Source organism: Moraxella sp. CTOTU46934 (assembly GCF_031979465.1).
Classification (GTDB): domain Bacteria; phylum Pseudomonadota; class Gammaproteobacteria; order Pseudomonadales; family Moraxellaceae; genus Faucicola; species Faucicola tetraodonis.
The window spans coordinates 99,030-117,469 of record NZ_DALZEG010000006.1 but is presented as its reverse complement, the minus strand read 5'-3'; the positions used below and the strand labels follow the sequence as shown (position 1 = coordinate 117,469).

Annotated in this window: 13 protein-coding genes; 5 read left to right on the top strand and 8 right to left on the bottom strand. The window is 44.8% G+C overall.

Annotated features, from left to right (window positions below):
• Positions 1-308 precede the first annotated feature (308 nt).
• A complete protein-coding gene (gene rpsT / locus RTN07_RS06695; RefSeq protein WP_007117302.1) occupies positions 309-578 on the top strand; it encodes a 30S ribosomal protein S20 in 270 nt (89 codons plus the stop codon).
• Positions 579-746: 168 nt separating this feature from the next.
• On the opposite strand, the gene adk is transcribed toward rpsT, so the two are convergent.
• The 6 genes from adk to RTN07_RS06665 form a co-directional block, all read right to left on the bottom strand.
• On the bottom strand, positions 747-1,403 hold the full coding sequence (gene adk / locus RTN07_RS06690; RefSeq protein WP_312176790.1) for an adenylate kinase: 657 nt from the start codon (positions 1,401-1,403) through the stop codon (positions 747-749).
• A gap of 261 nt (positions 1,404-1,664) precedes the next feature.
• Positions 1,665-2,945, bottom strand: coding sequence for a c-type cytochrome biogenesis protein CcmI (gene ccmI / locus RTN07_RS06685; RefSeq protein WP_007115276.1), 1,281 nt, complete (start codon positions 2,943-2,945; stop codon positions 1,665-1,667).
• Positions 2,945-3,469, bottom strand: coding sequence for a cytochrome c-type biogenesis protein (locus RTN07_RS06680; protein ID WP_409455550.1), 525 nt, complete (start codon positions 3,467-3,469; stop codon positions 2,945-2,947). The genes ccmI and RTN07_RS06680 overlap by 1 nt, the downstream gene beginning before the upstream one ends.
• Positions 3,470-3,516: 47 nt before the next feature.
• Complete coding sequence (locus RTN07_RS06675; RefSeq protein ID WP_312176785.1) at positions 3,517-4,092, bottom strand: DsbE family thiol:disulfide interchange protein; 576 nt, start codon at positions 4,090-4,092, stop codon at positions 3,517-3,519.
• Positions 4,079-6,163 carry a heme lyase CcmF/NrfE family subunit gene (locus RTN07_RS06670; protein WP_312176783.1) on the bottom strand — a complete coding sequence of 695 codons (2,085 nt, stop codon included), beginning with the start codon at positions 6,161-6,163 and terminating at the stop codon, positions 4,079-4,081. The genes RTN07_RS06675 and RTN07_RS06670 overlap by 14 nt, the downstream gene beginning before the upstream one ends.
• Positions 6,164-6,229: 66 nt before the next feature.
• Positions 6,230-7,540: a DUF445 domain-containing protein gene (locus RTN07_RS06665; protein WP_312176781.1), complete on the bottom strand. Its 1,311-nt coding sequence runs from the start codon at positions 7,538-7,540 to the stop codon at positions 6,230-6,232.
• A gap of 481 nt (positions 7,541-8,021) precedes the next feature.
• On the opposite strand from RTN07_RS06665, the gene mrdA reads away from it, so the two are divergent.
• Together mrdA and rsmD are read left to right on the top strand one after the other, a co-directional pair.
• Complete coding sequence (gene mrdA / locus RTN07_RS06660) at positions 8,022-10,016, top strand: penicillin-binding protein 2 (RefSeq protein ID WP_312176779.1); 1,995 nt, start codon at positions 8,022-8,024, stop codon at positions 10,014-10,016.
• 21 nt (positions 10,017-10,037) lie between these two features.
• Positions 10,038-10,661, top strand: coding sequence for a 16S rRNA (guanine(966)-N(2))-methyltransferase RsmD (gene rsmD, locus RTN07_RS06655; protein WP_312176777.1), 624 nt, complete (start codon positions 10,038-10,040; stop codon positions 10,659-10,661).
• A gap of 123 nt (positions 10,662-10,784) precedes the next feature.
• On the opposite strand, the gene RTN07_RS06650 is transcribed toward rsmD, so the two are convergent.
• The gene (locus RTN07_RS06650) at positions 10,785-11,024 is read right to left on the bottom strand and encodes a hypothetical protein (RefSeq protein ID WP_312176775.1); all 240 of its coding nucleotides are present in this window, start codon (positions 11,022-11,024) and stop codon (positions 10,785-10,787) included.
• A gap of 388 nt (positions 11,025-11,412) precedes the next feature.
• Here RTN07_RS06650 and RTN07_RS06645 point away from each other — a divergent pair, with 388 nt between their 5' ends.
• Complete coding sequence (locus RTN07_RS06645) at positions 11,413-12,813, top strand: deoxyguanosinetriphosphate triphosphohydrolase (protein ID WP_312176772.1); 1,401 nt, start codon at positions 11,413-11,415, stop codon at positions 12,811-12,813.
• 115 nt (positions 12,814-12,928) lie between these two features.
• Complete coding sequence (locus tag RTN07_RS06640) at positions 12,929-13,552, top strand: TetR family transcriptional regulator (RefSeq protein ID WP_312176769.1); 624 nt, start codon at positions 12,929-12,931, stop codon at positions 13,550-13,552.
• A gap of 109 nt (positions 13,553-13,661) precedes the next feature.
• Here the strand turns inward: RTN07_RS06640 and RTN07_RS06635 are convergent, their stop codons facing one another.
• The gene (locus RTN07_RS06635) at positions 13,662-18,428 is read right to left on the bottom strand and encodes a translocation/assembly module TamB domain-containing protein (protein ID WP_312176767.1); all 4,767 of its coding nucleotides are present in this window, start codon (positions 18,426-18,428) and stop codon (positions 13,662-13,664) included.
• Between the last annotated feature and the right edge of the window lie 12 nt (positions 18,429-18,440).

The window sequence follows — 18,440 nt, the reverse complement described above, 5'->3', positions numbered from 1 at the left end:
TCATTTTATTTAATCACAGATAATCAAAACTTTCACCTACAAATACGTTTTTTTCAGCATTGATGGGCATTGCCCGCTGGTTTTTTGGTCAATAGACGAAATACGCTGAATAATCTGCCGAATAAGTTGTTATTGTAGCGTGAGTTTGCTAAAATAGCGGGCTTTAAATCCGCTTGATATCGTTAATTGTGTTTCCGTGTCTAGTGATTCAAGGATTCAAGCAACCCTCACTACCCGTATCTGTAATAAGCGAATGGCTGCTCACTTACTAACAGATCGATTTATATTGCAAATCCAAGGAGATTTACGTGGCAAATTCTGCACAAGCTCGCAAACGCGCTCGTCAAAACGTTAAACGTCGTCAATTAAAAGCATCACAACGTTCTATGGTTCGTACTTTCATCAAACATGTGGTAAAAGCCGTTGAAGATAAAAACTACGAGGCAGCGACTGAAGCTTACAAAAAAGCAGTTCCAGTGATTGACCGTATTGCTGACAAAGGCGTGATTCACAAAAACAAAGCAGCACGTCATAAAAGCCGCTTAAACAAAGCAATTAAAGCCCTTAAAACTGCTTAATTGTTTGTTTAAAACTAAAAAAGCCAATTCGTATTGAATTGGCTTTTTTATTGAGCCTGATTTGGCTATAAAACTGATTTAATTATAAAAAAAAGCTGAAATTTCGATTTCAGCTTTTTTTATTTAGCTTACCTAAAAGCCCATCGATGCGTTTCCTCAGGGATTTAATTATGCTTTTAATTCAGCTAGGACTTGCTCACTGACTTTATCAATCGCTTGTGTGCCATCAATTTTGGCATAACGTGGCGCGTTTTGACCCGATTTTGCCAAGTCTTGATAAAAACCAACCAAAGCTTCTGTTTGGTTATGATAAGTCGCTAAACGATCACGGATGGTATCTTCTTTATCATCCTCACGCTGAACCAAGTCTTCACCGGTTTCGTCATCTTTACCTTCCACTTTGGGTGGATTATAGACCACATGGTACACGCGACCTGAAGCAGGATGAGAACGACGACCTGACAAACGAGACACGATTTCTTCATCAGGTACGGCAATTTCTACCACGTTATCGATGTGTACGCCTGCATCGGCTAACGCTTGCGCTTGTGGAATGGTACGGGGAAAGCCATCAAAAATACAACCGTTGGCACAATCTGGCTGCGCAATACGGGCTTTAACTAGGTTGATAATTAAATCATCTGAGACAAGTCCGCCGGCATCCATGATACTTTTGGCTTGTTTGCCAAGCTCAGTACCTTCTTTGATAGCGGCACGTAGCATATCACCTGTTGAGATTTGTGGAATATTAAATTCCTTGGTGATGATTTGTGCTTGGGTACCCTTACCAGCGCCAGGTGGCCCTAAAAGAATAATACGCTTCATAAACCTATTCCTTAAGTCGAAATTATTAAAATCGCCCTATCTCATTACTGCAATAGCAAAAAAGACCCACAAATGGTGTGTTCGAATAACTAACAGTTTTGAAATACTGGGTTAACAATACTCGTTAACCGCTAAAATCTCAAGCAATTTTTGCAAAATAATTTAAATTGATAGGGGTATTAAAAATAAAAATGTGGCAAGAGTTAACTCACCACCTATTCAATTATGCCCGTATTCAATCAAGGAATTTTTCATAACGATTTAAGGCACGATTTTATCAATCAATACCGTTGTCGAGTCAGCCGTTTTCTCTAGCGGTACGGGGTTACTCGTCAAGTCACCGCTTTGCGGCATGGCATCACCTGAGGCACTAACACGGGCAGTAATCACCAATGGCTCATTCGTGCTAATTGCCGAACTTAAGGTCATGGTCGGCATGATGCTATCGTTATCGCTGATGTTAATTGCCATACCATTGATGGTTAAGCTATCTGCTGACAGTTTTTTGGCAGCAACAGGGGGACCACCTGCCATCTTACGCACATTAACAAATAAGCTTTCCCCTTTTTTCACCCGTCCCAATATCTCAGGGGTGACTTTGACATTGACTATAATCGCCTGTTCGCCTTGGGCCTCACGCTGGTTGATAGTCTGTTCAAGTTCAGATAAGCTGTTTAAAGCTTGGGTATGATCGCCAGGACGCGCTTGGATTTCGGTGCGTAGTAGCGCTACCCATTTTCGAGACTGCGCGTAGTTACCCGCTCGCATTTCACCCATTGCCATCAGCATTTGTGCGCCTTGGTGTTTGGGACTTTTGGCTAGAATATGCTCAACCACTTGACGGGTTTTGTCATCCATTACCCCGCCTTGGGTAAAAAAGCTAGTTTGCGCGTAAGTAATGGCGATTTTTTCATCATCAGGATTGAGACGATACGCCCTTGCCAAGGCTTCAATTGCTTGCTCGGGTGCTTGCAAGGCTACAAACACTTCAGATAGACGGAACCAACGTAGCGGATCGGTGGCATGATGATGCACGTTGGTTTGCATGGCACTAATCAGTCCCACACTGTCTTTGGTCGCCCATTCGGGTGGCGTATCGATTTTTGCGGTCAGCAAATCATCCGCGACTTGTCCCAAGCGATTTTGTGCATCCCATAATTGATAGACGGGCGTGCGGTCGCCAATCATCACATAAGCCATCGCAGATAATAGCGGAATCCAGATGATAACTATCAGACGGCTTTTCCAATTGGGGGTAAAATGGCTGGTATCTTGATTGTCACTGATGTCTAGTAATTGACGCTCTAACGCCAGTTTTTGGGTTTGATAAGTCGCCTCATCGATTTGACCCTCGCCAAAATCGGCATCAAGTTCTACCAACCGTTGTTTAAATACTTCAATATTGAGCGTTAGTAGCTGATTATCAGCGCGATTGGCAATAGCGTGATGGTCTTGGGTTTGCAACCAAGGTAACAAAATAAATACCGCAAGCGTGATAGCAAACAAAAGCGCGACAATGATAAAAATAATTAGCGTTGACATTAATTTTCCTTAACCGCTGCTTGATTGATTTCACTAGTTTTAGCATTGGCAGCGTTATCATTGGCGTTTAACAAGTCTTGTAATCGCTGTTGTTCGGCGGCTGAAAGTGGCGCATAGCCGTCTTCTATGGGATTGGCAATGACAGCGGCACGTTTTGACGAATTACGGTTACGAATAAACCAAGCCAGCATCACAAACACCAACAACACAGGCGGAAAAAACCATAAAATCCAGGTGGATGGGCGCACAGGTGGTTTGTAGCTAATAAAGTCACCGTAGCGCTCATTCATATACTGGCGAATTTCGGCGTCGGAACGACCGTCTTTGACCATGTCATAAGTCTTTTGTTTTAAATCTTGTGCAATTGGCGCATCGGAACCTGCCAAGTTTTGATTTTGACATTTTGGACAACGAAACTCTTCGATAAGCGCACGATACTGGGCTTCTTGGCGCGGGTTGTCAAATTGGTAGGTATCAATATTTGCCCAAGCCGATATGGATAACCCTGCGACTAACAATACCATAGCCATCGCCCTGACTATCAAATGAAGAGTTTTTGAAAATGTGATACTCATTGGCACACCTCACGGATTTTAGCATCGGCGGCTTGTTCACGCAGCGCAGTCATACAAGGCAATACTTGCTTATTGTAGCGATCTTCGTTGATTTCACCCAAGATATGCTGGCGCACATTGCCTTTGCCATCAACCACAAACGACTCTGGCACACCCGTCAGACCCAAATCAATGCCAAAATTCCCTTCTTTGTCTTGCACATTGAGGGTAAATGGGTCTTCATGGGTGTTGAGATAATCAAGCGCGTCTTTGGTTTCATCTTTATAATTGACTCCAACAATCGGTACGCCTGCCTTTGACATTTGCAATAAAAACGGGTGTTCAACTTTACAAGTCACACACCAAGATGCCCATACATTGAGTAAAAATGGCTGTTTGGGTAACTGCGCTTGGGTAATCATTTGTGATGGGTTACCCAAAGACGGTAAGCTAAAACTTGGCAAAGCGCGATTGAGCGAGGTGTTGGTCACTACCGTGGTATCTTTGCCCAACCGCGTATAAAACAGCGCAATGATAATCAAAAAAAGCACCAAAGGAATTAAAAACCAAAGTTGTCTTTTACGCATTGCCATGAGCACTCTCCTCACCTAACTTGCTGTCATTTTTTACTAACACGGGGGCATTTGCCGCTGCTGTGTTAATCGCTGCCAAATTCCCCGACTTGTCATCACTCATATCAGCAAGTCTCGGCAGTTTACGATAGCGTTTATCAAACATACTTAAAATCGCACCCAGCGCCAGCACAAAACCGCCCCACCACACCCAGCGTACGCCAGGTTTGATATAGATACGCACCGCCCATTTAGTGGCAGTGGCTTCCGTTTGATTAACCCCTAAAATCGGCTCACCCATTGCCATGTAGATATCTCTTAATGGGTTGTACTGGATAGAAGCTTCGGTCATGGGCATTTGACTGACCACATAATGGCGTTTTTCTGGATAAAGGGTCGCGACCACTTGATTATTTTTACGAACACTGACGACCGCTTGGGTGGCATCAAAGTTGGCGCCGCGAATTTTTTTTAGTTCATCCATCGTGAACTGGTAGCCCTGTACTTCAACCGATTGGTTTTTTTGCATGGCAATGTCTTTTTCGATACTTAAGCTTGTGGTAATGGCAATGCCCATCACGGATAGTAAAATACCCAAATGCGCTAGCTGCATTCCCCAATAGCCCATGTGCAGACGTTTCAGCCCAGCGCCCAGCGAGCGCGCGTTACGGGTTTTGTCTTTGATATCAATCACCATCCATACCAACACCCATAAACACAGTGCCGCTGACATAAAGATGTTGATATTGATGCCACTCACCAAGAAATAGCTTAAAACCCCGGCTAACACAAAACAGCTGGCTAAAATCGCCAAGCCTATACCTAAGAATGGACGGGTGTCTTTTTTCCAACGGCTGACCGGTCCAATGGCTAAAAACAACAACAATAACCAAGTTAATGGCACAAATAACGCATTAAAATAAGGCGCGCCGACCGATACTTGACCCAGTTTTAACGCATCGGCCAGCATTGGATAAAGTGTGCCAATGACCACCACGATGGTTGCGACTAATATAATAATGTTATTGATGACCAATAATGTCTCACGAGATTTGAGCTGATAATGGCTTTCTTGGGTTAAACGCCAACCGCGCCACGCAAACATCGCCAGACCGCCACCGATTACCACGCCCAAAATCACTAGGATAAACAGACCGCGGGTGGGATCTGCGGCAAATGAGTGAACCGAGGTAATGACCCCCGAACGTACCAAAAACGTACCCAATAAACTCAAGGCAAAAGTGAAAATCGCCAACATAATCGTCCAAGCTTTGAACACGCCGCGCTTTTCAGTAACTGCCAATGAGTGTAATAATGCGACCCCACCGAGCCAAGGCATAAACGACGCGTTTTCCACAGGGTCCCAAAACCACCAGCCACCCCAGCCAAGCTCGTTGTATGCCCACATTGAGCCAAACACAATCCCTAAGGTCAAACAGCTCCAAGCCGCTAGTGTCCAAGGACGCGACCAACGCGTCCACACCGCATCTAACCGACCCGCCCACAATGCTGCCATGGCAAAAGCAAACGGTACTACCGCGCCCACATAGCCCATATACAGCATCGGCGGATGAAAGATCAATCCGGGGTCTTGCAGTAGTGGATTCAAATCTTTGCCATCCACGGGGATGCTGGGTAGACTGCGATTAAAAGGTGACGACACAAAAATCACCATGCTTAGCATCATCATTTGCACAAAGGCTATAATCACCAACACGCGTGCGCGCATGGCAAGCGGCAGGCTTCGACTAAAAACGGCTACCGCCGCGCCCCAAGTGGCCAAAATGGTGACCCACAGTAACAGTGAACCTTCATGCCCACCCCACGTGGCGGATAGGCGATAGTACCAAGGCAGCAAAGAATTTGACTGATTAGCGACATAAATCAACGTAAAATCATTGGCATAAAACCCATACATCAGGCACAAAAATGACGTACCGGTTGCCAAAAACTGCGCAATGGCAAAACTTCCCGCCAGTCGTTGCCAAGCAGGTTGGTGTTTAAACACCCCGACTGCTGGCAAAATAACCTGTAAAATGGCAATCACCAAGGCTGAAATAAGCGCAAAATAGCCCAATTCAGTAATTAACATACCCACTGCTCCTATCGCTGTAGTGGTTATCACACTGTAGAATTTTCACCAAAAAAATGGGTCAAATTAATAAAACACCAATATCAAATGTATCCAGCCCGCCAAAAACCCTGTCACACCGCCCAAAATAATCAGTGTTAATTCATCTTCACGAAAGGCAGGACGCAACAGATTTTGAAATTCATTGGGCGTCAATGCGCGAATACGGTCTCGAAACAGCCCAAAGATTTTTTCTGCGCGGCTAAGGTTTAGCTCAGGATTACTCATCGGCACCATAGTCGCTGCAATTGACTTATCAATAATCACGTGCTTAAGCTGACCAAACTCTTTACGACCCAAACCAAATTTCAAGCTTGTTTGAATCACCTGTGATTCCAAAATTGGGTTTAGGTGTTTTTTAATCAGCTCACGCGTTTGCATCGCACGGCTGCCATACATCATTTCATGCATGATGTTTTTGAGCGTGACCAAATCTTTGACCACAATCTCAGCAAACACCTCAGAGACCTCAGGCTGGCGTTTCATAAAACCACCTTGCCAGTTAAATTGTCCCATATGCGGTTTTTCAAAGCGGATAAACGGCAGCGATTTGCTAAAACTAAAAAATTTGGGATAGCGATAATAATGCGGCTCAATCGGATTAAACACCATCCAGATGGCAATCCAATTGGTCAACAGCCCCCAAATCGCGGCAAAAAACGGCACCGTCCAGTGCTGCGGCACAAACCAAAAAATCGCCATCTGCAAAATACCAAATACAAACCCAATCAGCGCACTGATATGCCAAATAAAATTAATCTCTTTTTGACCTACCTTCAAAAACATCCGCACCATCAGCGCGCGGTCGCTTTCCATCTTATTGACAATCATCTCGCGCATATCAACCAAGTTTTCGACATTGTAGGTCAAGTCGAGCACCAGATTTTTCATGATAGCTGGCAATTGCTCGTGTCCATACGCATAGATACGGCGTTTGACAGCAAAAGGCAGATTCGCCCACAGCGTTGCCGAGCGCTCATTCATGATTTCATCAATCAGCAAATCCAAGTTTTGGTTCATGGTTTGGCTGATAAAATCTGCCACTTCTTCAGGGTGCATGGCTTGGAAAAACTCATCAAGCGAGCCAAGCTTGGATAAAGTTTGGTCAACAATAATTCCTGAGATTTTACCCGCTTTGCGTGGCACAATGCCCTGCCAGCCGATACCGCCGCCTGGGAACCCTTGAATCTTAATGCCCCAAAAATGAATGGGATAAAATAGCATCTTGAGCGCCATCCATACATGCGCCCAAGTCACGACTGCTGTCACAAATGGAATGGTCAGCATGGCGAAAAATTGCGGATGGGTTGCAAGCTTGTGCCAAATTTCTGCAAACATATCAAAAAAGCTCACATAGTGAAAAAGCTAAAATCAAAGGACCATAAAACCGAGATGACATTACAAGGTTTGCTTGACAACGTCTGTAGTATGGGTGCGTGAATATGGGTGCGTTCAAACCGCTAGATTTTAGCACAGAAAGATACATTTTACCTGAAGAAGTTGTATTTTTAGCGGTTTTGCATCCCTATGTTATATCCATATTGCCGTCAATTCGGTTATCATAATTTGATACACTTGTTTTGACAGCAGCCGTTAGTTATTTGCGATTTTGACAGGATTTGGGCATGCTTATTTGCCACATTTTATGCTAGTATATCGCTCTTAAATTTTGACTTAAGCCATCAGATTTAAGCCACCCATACTTAAGCCACCCATATAGGAGCTTAGTAGCTGGGTGATATCCCTATATTTGCATTAAGCTAAACATTCATCGCACCGCGACCCTTTTTAAAACCGTTCTAATTGCTGTTACCCGCTTATGAAACCACCCCATTCTTCAGATATGCAACGTGAAAATCTCATCTTTCGCCGCCGGGTAATTTTGGCATCAGTGTTTGTTTTTTTGGGCTTGGTTGGCTTGATTGTACGCTATGCTTATCTACAAATTTATACCCACGACCAGTACGTTACCCAGTCTGACAATAATCGTATCAAACTGGTTTCTGCGCCGCCCAGTCGCGGCTACATTTATGACCGTAACGGCGTGATTTTGGCAGATAACCAGCCTGTTTTTACCGCTGTCATCAGTCCTGATGAAATTGACAATCCTGACAATACCTTGGCACTACTCACCCCGATTTTTCAGTTGACACCTGAAGAAATCAGCGAAGCTTCAAAAGCCCTTAAAAAAAGTAAAAACGAACCTGTCACCATTAAAATCGGACTCACCGAACAGCAAGTTGCCCAGTTTAGTGAACGCAAACCGTTTTTTAAAGGGGTGACGATTCAAAGTAAACTCACGCGCACCTATCCCTACAGTGATTTGTTTGCCCATGTGATTGGCTATGTTGGGCGTATCAGCGACAACGACAGTAAAAAGCTGGATAAAAAGCTGTATGCAGGCACCGATTTGATTGGTAAAACAGGGATTGAAAAATATTACGAGCCGCTGCTACTGGGCAAACCCGGTTATCAATCAATTGAAACCAATGCTTATGGCGATATCATCAAAAAACTCGATACCAAACCACCCATTCCCGGCAATGATATTTATCTAAGCCTTGATTATGGCTTGCAAAAGGTGGTGAGTGATGAACTTGCTGGAAAAAGAGCGGCTTTGGTGGCAATGGATCCTAGCACAGGCGAGATACTTGCATTTGTTAGTAACCCAAGCTTTGACCCAAACCCCTTTATCTCAGGGATAAGCTCCAAAGAATACAAGGCGCTGCAACAAGACCCCGACATGCCACTGTACAATCGCGCCTTGCAAGGTCAATACCCGCCCGCCTCAACCATTAAGCCTTTTGCTGGGCTTGGTCTGTTAGATGCTGGTATCATGACTTGGGACAGTACGATATATGACCCTGGGTATTTTAGTATTCCAGGTGATAAGCACAAATTTAGGGACTGGAAAAAATCGGGTCATGGTACGGTTAACTTGACCAAATCGATTACCCAATCTGTTGACACCTATTACTACAAGAATACCTATGAGTTAGGTATTGATAGAATGCATGACTGGATGACGCGGTTCAACTTTGGTAAAAAAACAGGTATTGATTTACCGGGAGAAAAAACCGGTGTCTACCCTTCAACGGCATGGAAGATGAAAACTTATAAAAAGCCTTGGTTACCAGGCGAAACTGTCTCTGCCAGTATCGGTCAAGGTTATTTTTTGGCGACCCCTTTACAAGTTGCGAATGCAACTGCCATTTTAGCAAATGCAGGAAATCACTTGACGCCCCATCTATTGAGCAAAACCACGGGGGCGGTTAAATATTCACTTGCCAATAACCCAGACGGTAAAATTCCCTTTAGAGGCACTGAGCAAGATTGGCTCAACATGCAGACTGCCATGGAATTAACGGTAAAATCGGGTACCGCGAAAGGGGTGTATACCGATCGTTACCGTTTGGCGGGTAAAACAGGTACTGCGCAAGTTAAATCTATTGCTCAAGGCAAGCGTTATAACGAGGCAGCACTGAGTGAGCGTCACCGTGACCATGGCTGGTTCATAGCATTTGCACCTGTTGATAACCCACAAATAGCGGTGGCTGTGATAGTTGAAAATGGACGTGGGGGTAGCAAGGTGGCACCCATTGCTCGAAAAGCGATTGATTATTGGTTGCTTACGCGTCATAACAATCCAATCACCCCACCCTCGCCTGAACAACTTGCCAAAATCAATGCGAAAAAACAGCAACTACGACTGCAGCGCCAAGAAGCAATTTTATCAGGTAAACCTATTGTCTCAAAACCCAGCTTATCCAAATCCACTGCCGCCGAACTCACTGCATTGAGTGGCGCTGACTGACGTAATGCAGATGTCCAAACTATGATGTCCAAATTTAGCAAACGACCCAATAAAGCTACCAAATCTCCACCAGTTTCTCACGTGCGTATTATTGGCGGTGAGTATCGGCGGCGTTTGGTAGCGTTTATCGATGCCGATGGGTTGCGACCGACCCCCGACCGTGTCCGAGAGACAGTGTTTAACTGGCTTGCCGATGATTTAGTCAATGCCAAGGTACTAGATTGCTGTGCGGGTAGTGGGGTGCTCGGTTTTGAAGCCTTGTCGCGAGGTGCCAAGCAGTTAACTTCTATCGAGCCTAACCATGAGCAATGTAGGCACATCAAAGCCACCCAAGCCATTTTAGGTATTGATGATACAAAAATTGTGACAATGGAAACTACGATACAACATGCCTTACCGCAACTGGCAAACACCGAGCCGTTTGATGTGGTGTTTATCGACCCGCCTTATCAACTAGCGTTGTGGGGGACAATTTTGCATGGCTTAATAAACCATCAGTTAATCCATCCGCAGTCATTACTATATATCGAAAGCGATCAAGATCACACACAGTTGTTGGAATCATTCACCGCATCACTTGAGCCACTCAAATATAAAAAAATGGGGCAAATTTTTGCCGGCATTTATCAGCTCAAAGCGCTTTAATTCAAAGCGTTTCAATTAAAAGCATTTTAATTCAAAGCCCTTGAATTTAGCCATTAAAAAACCGACTGGATTAACCGAGTCGGCAAATATAATAACCATTCACGCCTAATAGCAAACCTACTATTAGCTCTTAACGCATATACCCACTTGTACGGCAGAAGCGGACGGACAAAAATATTTCGATGACTGTCCTTTTAAGTTGTTAGCTTCATACAGATAGCTGACCCCCACCACCATCAAAAATGTCACCACGAGCGCTAACATAATCACCAGTACAACACTATGAATGTTGATTTTGGAGTGATGGCGCGTCATTTCTACACTATCATCGGTGCCTTTAGTATCGTTCACTTGATGGATCATAACTTGTGTCCTAAAAAATTTGAAATTTAACTGTTTAAATTTCACTCTGTTACTTAGCAATTATCCCTATACGACATAGATTGAAACCTATGTCTAGTAGTGCTACAAAAGCAATTTACAAAGGTAATCAAATATTACATTTATCTTATAGTGATTACATTCTACACTGTATCTGTTACTAAATTATAACAATAATAAAAAAATTACACAATTGTTTTATCAGAAAAGTTCCTATTTGGTCATTTTTTGCGATTAATGGTATAGTGTCATCAAACACTTGAAAAAATTTTTATCCAAACTGGTTAATAATCAATTATCTAGCTAGAATCAATTAGCTAGTTAGCTAATTCCAAGAATCCGCTATTTATCTTTATGACTGAAAATAATAATGAAAAAAAATACACACAAGCAATGGCAAGCGCTGTTATCTGCCAAACCTATCTATCATGGCAATCATTTCACCCAATCCAAGACGTCAAGGACGGCATTTCATAAGGACTATGACAGGCTGGTTTTTTCGCAATCTTTTCGCCAATTGAATCAAAAAACCCAAGTGCATCCGTTAACTCATGAGATGGGTATTCATACCCGCTTAACCCATTCGCTTGAAGTGTCTTGTATTGGTCGCTCGCTAGGGATGATGAGCGCGGAGAAACTCGGTAATGACTTGCCAAGCGGCTTTACCATGTCGGATATGGGAGTCATTGTGCAGGCAGCTTGTCTGGCGCATGACATCGGTAACCCCCCATTTGGGCATGCGGGTGAACAGGCGATTCGAGATTGGTTTTTTCAGCCTGCGCAGCGCCAATATCTAAGGCGGCTTAGCCCGCGCCAGCAAATAGATTTATTAGCGTATGAAGGCAATGCGCAAGGCTTTCGACTGCTGACCCGTAACGAGCATCATCCCGATGCAGGCGGCATGCGCTTGACAGCGGCGACGCTGGGCGCTTTTATGAAATACCCTTATCTTTCCACACCTATCAACCCAGTCAGCAACCCAGTCAGCGACAGTGACGCACTGCCCTCACCCTTAACGCTCAAAAAATTTGGTTGTTTTGAAAGTGAAGCGCCGTATTTGCATGATTTGGCAGAGCAGCTGCGATTACCCAAGACTCAAAGGGGGTACGCGCGTCATCCATTGGCTTATTTGCTAGAAGCTGCCGATGATATTTGTTATGCGCTGATTGATTTGGAAGATGGGATTTTACTGGGTATGTTAGCGTATCATGAAGTTGAGCCACTGCTGCTCAAACTCGTCGGTAAACGGCTTGGGGTACCGTCTGAAGTCACGACCAATGCGCCTATCAGCCAAAAATTAGCCGCGCTACGGGGGCGAGCAATGCGGCGATTGGTGGACAAAGTTACTGATGCCTTTGTTGCCAACCAAGCCGCATTATTGGCAGGTGAGCTGACGGGCAGCTTATTTGACTACTGCCCCAATAACGTACGCAGTAGTATCAGTGAAGCCAAAAGCCTAGCCCATACCCGTATTTTTCAACATCCAAGCAAAGTACGCGTTGAAATCATGTCAAACCGCTGTTTACATACGCTACTTGATGCGTTTATGCCGCTCGCGTTGACGGGTAATTCAGCAGACAGTATCTCTCAGTTTGAGCAATTACGGCTGCTTAATCTATTAAATGCCCATTTAAGCAATGTTAGTCGGCAATTAGGGGATGATGTTTATCAAAATATCTTGTGTATTTTAGACATGCTGACTGGCATGAATGATCATGAAGCCTATCGGCTCGCGCAAGCGTTAAAAGGCAATTGGTCGGTGAATATTTAAACCTCATCGCTGAGCTTCAATCGCCAATCGTCAATCGTCAATCGTCAACGATTGTATATTTGGCGTTTTCGGCTTAGAATATTTTTCCTTATTTAACCCGCTGATTGGATACCTAATGACTAGCCGTGACTTGCAAAAACGCCAAACCCGTCAAGCCTTTTTTCAATCGGTGCTTCAGTTATCGAGGTCAGGGCATGCGTTTTCGTCGATCTCACTTCGTCAGATTAGCCGCGAAGTGGGCGTAGTGCCGACGGCTTTTTATCGACATTTTCAGGATATCGATGAGCTTGGCACCTGCTTGGTCAATGAAGAACTCGGTCACACGCTGCAAAGTCTGCGCGATCATTTGCAGCTAGGTCGCACCCGAACGCATGAAGGTCAAATTGCCTCAAGCGTGCGTTTCTTTTTGGAAAGTGTGGAACACGCGTCATTGCACTGGCACTTTATTGTCTCTGAACGCTATGGTGGCAACCAAGCTGTGCAAAATGCACTCGACGAGCAAATCAGCTTGTTCGCGCAAATCATGACCGATGATTTGGCCATGCAACCTGCCTTTGGTCATTTAAATCAAGAAGTACGGCTGTTGATTGCGGATATGGGCGTAAATATGTATTTTTCTTGGGTGTATCAATGGCTCAAATTTGACCCCACCGAGGTGCAAGGTAAGCAAGAGTATCTCAATCGCTGTATCAAACAGGCGCAAGTGCTGTTTTATGGCGTCCGTAATTGGTATCCTTAACCAAAACTTAAGCTAAAAAACAGTAAAACCAACAAACCGTGAAACCAAAAAACCGTGAAACCAAAAAAGGCTGAGCATTAACTCAGCCTTTTTACTGTTTATCAACCCATTAATAGCGCCAGTTATAAATCAAATCGACAGAGTTATTGATGGCGGATTTAGCCTCAATGTATAAGCGCCTTGTTAATTGATAACGCATACTGAGCTCAGGCTGCGAGGTGAACACGCCTACCCCATACCGTATAAACAAGTCTGGGGTGATATACCCTGTTAGACTGACCAAGGTGTCATTGCCCGAGCCATTGGCATCTAACGTTAAACGCTGCAACCCAAACGCCCGACCAATTTGGTTGGTAAATTGGCGCGTCCCGCTTAAGCCATAACTTAACCCTGCTGCGGCAATGGTATTGTTGACGCGATTTCTAAAGTCTTGTTCGTTGGTAGTTTGACCTGAATTGTTATTTAGACTACCTGTCACCAACGCATTCATCGCCTGCTGTTCACTAAGTCCGCCATTATTAAACACGGTAATATTTGGCGCACTGGTGCTGCCTTTGACTTTGACACCCACTTGTACGCCTTGCACGTCTTTTACTGCCTCTACGTTTAGCAGTGGTTTCATCACTTCACCATTGAACCGAACTTGCGCAAAGTTTAGATTCAAGCTTTGCCCAAATACTTCGACTTTTGAGCGGCGTGATACTTGTACCACCCCTTCTGCTTTCATGGTGCCTTGACCGCGCTGGGTGATATGCAGCGCACCCGCCAATGGCAAGCGTGCCCCAAAACCTTGGAAGCTGACGCGATCGCCGAGATCCACACCCACATCTGCGTTGATGCTCCAGGGTTGAGTGACTTTTAGCACATCATCAATCTGACCCATCAAGCGTCTATCAATCACGTTAACATCTGGGGATTTGCTCACCACATTGCTTGTGGTTTCAGGTGGGCGAATGGTGGCACGAGGCACATCAACCACGCCTACGATATTCACGTAGCGCTGGCTAGGTTTGACAATCACATCAAAAATTGGATTAATAATGGCAGAAATCGCAGGCGGCTGGCTCACTTGCAGCGCTTTACCTTGCAGCTTCAGCTTGGCTTGCAACTCACGTGTCCAATCAACTGTACCGGTAATGGTGCCTTGACCATCGCCTGCACTGGCAAAAGACCCATCAATAGAGGCTTGATTGCCTGCCACGTGCGATAACACATTAATCTTATCAAAGCGCATCGGCACGCCTGTGATGCTAAGACCGGCATCTTGTAACTCAATATCGCCCACAAATTTGGGCTGCATTAATGAACCACTGATTTTACCTGCCACAAGACCGTTACCTGTCAAGCGTTCAAACGATGGGAAGAAAGGTTTAAATACCGCCAAATCAATATCTTGAAAAACAACGGTGCCTGAAATCGGTTTTGACTGTATGTACGGATTGACAGTGGCGTCCAAATAGCCATTGCCTGCACCATTGGCTGTTTTGATATCTGCACGAAGTTTTAGCCCTTCTGCGGTTGAACGGGCGATGACACTGATACGCTCATAGGCAATGGTCGTTGGATTTTCTTCAGGGGTTTGTGGGGCAGTACCAAATACCCCGTTATCGGTAAAGAAGCTGGCATTGATACTGGGTCGTTGGTTCTTCTGCCAATGAACGAGTGCGGTGCCGTTGAGTTTTCCTGACCAAGCGATATCACGCGGCATCACCACAGAGAAAATTTGGCTATCAATTTGTTGTACGCTGACATCGACATTGCCTTGCCCATTACTGACCACAAGGTTGTTTTTTAGACACAGACTGCCGTTTTGACCCACCATTTGCCAGCAGTGTGCCGCCATTTGTACATTCAGGTTTTGCCAGCCCAATAGCATTTGTGCGGGCTGTAGCTGTTGCAGCTTGGCATATTTGGTACCAATTTGTCCATTACCGAGCATACCCGACCACTGTTTTTTGGCAAGATCGATACGACCTTTGAGCGTCGCTTGTACTTGTCCTTTGGTACTATCTGCTTTGACATCCAAGGTGTGATTGTCTTGGGTACCGTTAAAATACAGTTGCAAAGAGCGCAGCGGTTGATTAGCGATATTGATACCCGTTGCAGTCAATTGCAACTGACTGGGTGATTTGGCAAGATTGACCAATTTGCCGGTGATTTTGGCATCGAGTACCACAAAGTTTGGCAGTGAAATGTTACGCCCGACTAAATCCACATAGATATTAGGCAGTGCTTGGTTGTTATCTTGGGTTAAGACAATGCCGCCTTTAACGATACCTTTTAGCTGCGGCATTAGCTGATTGAGCGTGCTGATATCGACACTGGTCACTAGTTGATTTTGGTTGCCATTGGCGGTGATGCGATTGCTGCCCCATTGTACCAGCAGATTATTGGCTTGCAGACTTTCAACAAGACGGCGGATTTGTCCGTATTTTTGATTATTGGCGCTATTTTCAATGACTTGGCGCAGCGTGCTGAGGTCTTTTGGCAAATTCAGTTTTGCGGTCAATTGACCTGTCGCCAATAACGGTTGGTTTTTTAGCCTGCCTGTGAGATTCATATTGGCGATATGAATGTACTGAGCGCCTGCCCGCCAATAGCCATCGGTATTGATGGTGCCGGTGATTTGGCTTGGCAGACTTGGCACAAAATAGCTGGCATCAAAATTTTTCATGTCAGCATTGATATGCCAGCCGGCACCATTGCTCATATCAATGCTACCGTTGGCATTGATATAGCCTTCTTTACCTTGATGGCTAAATTGATTAATTTTAAGCTGTTGTGGCGTGCCTGCAATATCAAATTTAAACGAGCCTGCGGGTACGTTTGGCGCATTGAGGCTACCATCAAATTTGGCGGCGATATAAGATAATTTATTGCCCAGTAGATCGGCACGTACTTTGCCTGCGCCTTTTAACGCTAAGTGTTTTTTGCTATTGTTGGCGCCCAATAAATCCCCTGTCATGTCAATTTGGTTGATGGTGACATCATGACGGGTCACAACTGCTCGATTGGCTTGGCGAATACGTTGCTGGGTACCGCTGGCAACCACATTGCCCGTCAAGTCTTGCAGCGGGATGCTATTTAAAATGCTGTGGGCATTTAAATGATTGGCTTTGGCATTGATTTGCCAAGCTAACGGCTGATTGCCGCTCGCTAGTTTAATTTTACCATTGCCTGCCAAATTACCTGCCACGCCTTGGTACAGCAATTGAGTGATATCAACCAGCTGACCTGTTTTATTGACATTGACTTGATAATTACCGCTTGGGGCTTGATTGAGCTTTAAGATATTGGCATTGACTTGGGCTTGTACACTGCTGGGTCGCTTGCCGTCTGCCGGCTGAAAAATCACGTGCGCTTTGCCATTGGGACTGTTAAGCTCGCCAATGCTCGGTAGATTGTGACGTATCAGCTGTTGCCAATTGGCATCGATAGTATAAGGTTTATGGTTGCCTTTGGCTTGTCGGATATCGGCATTGATAATTTCACCGTCATCTTGGCGCAGATTTGCCCGTACTTGCATCGGCAATTTATCGGTTGCCACATCATAGACGATGCCTAATTTGCCTGTTAAGGTCTCTGGCGCATAGGGGGCGATGTCTTTTGGCAACAACTGACGAATCTTAAAGCCATTCCCCGTATTCATGAGGGCAATACGGGTGCGGTCATGCCAATCAATCGTGCCTTGACTCGTCAATGTCCCTTGCGCGACTTTAGCCGTGAGATATTCGATACTGAGTTTTTGATTGGCAATCACGCCGCGACCTTGATAATGGCCATCGGGGATATCTTTGGCAGTCAAATCAGCATTGATACGCAGCTGGATATTATTGGTCACCCCGCTCGCAGTCGCTAAGCCATTTTTTAGATGGATGTTTTGACTGGTGGCATAGGGCAATAACACATCTTTCCATTCAAGTTTGGCATTAAATGGCGCGTTTTTATCCATCGGCTGCGCCGTTAAATGCCCAGTAACATCCGATTTATTGTATTTACTCTTTATATCCGCGGTCAAAAATTTCAAACTGCCTGTGGCATGGGTATCGAGCGCATCGACATACACTTTTGACAATGAATTGACGATGACCAGTCCTGTCACATCCAGCGGATAATCATGCTGCAGGTCAATTTTGCCTTTGATTTTATCAACGCTTAATAAATTGTTATACGCCAATTTGCCTTCGCCAACCGTGATTTGGGTATCATACCAAGTAAAATTTTGGACATGCGCTTGTTTAAAATCGATGGGGTCGCGGGTCACTTGCTGATAGCGCACTAAATTTGCTTTTACGTCATCTAAGGTTAAGTTAACAGGCAGTGCGATGCGTGGGTAATCAAAGGGTTTATTGGAAGGGGGTTTTTTGTAGGTGATGACCATGCGATTGATGTTGGCTTCACGCAAATGCACTTCTTTGTTGATGAGCGCGCGCCAGCCAATTTTGACATAGGCTTTATCAACGGTGACTTCGACATAATTTTTGGGGGGATTGTCAGGGATTTTAACATCATACACCCAGATACCATCACGAAGATTGCCTTTGCCGTATGTTAGGCTGATACCTGTTTCTTGAACGATGGCATTGATAAGTAACCGTGTACCCCACGGGGTGCCGACGGCATAATAAGCCCCTAACAAAATCGCAATCAAAATAACGACTAACACCATCACAATTTTAGTGACAAGACCCTGTCGATACCAGTGTCGAAGCCAACCCGCCTCTTCTTTTGCAGGGTCTAAATCTTCACCGTCTGGACTTTTAGTTTCTAGATTTTCAGTGTCTATTTTACCGTCTAGGTCATTATCTACCAATGATTTATCGTCAGGCTTGGTGCCATCTTCGGGCAATGAGTCGTTGTTATTATCGTCTTTCATTAATATCGCAAA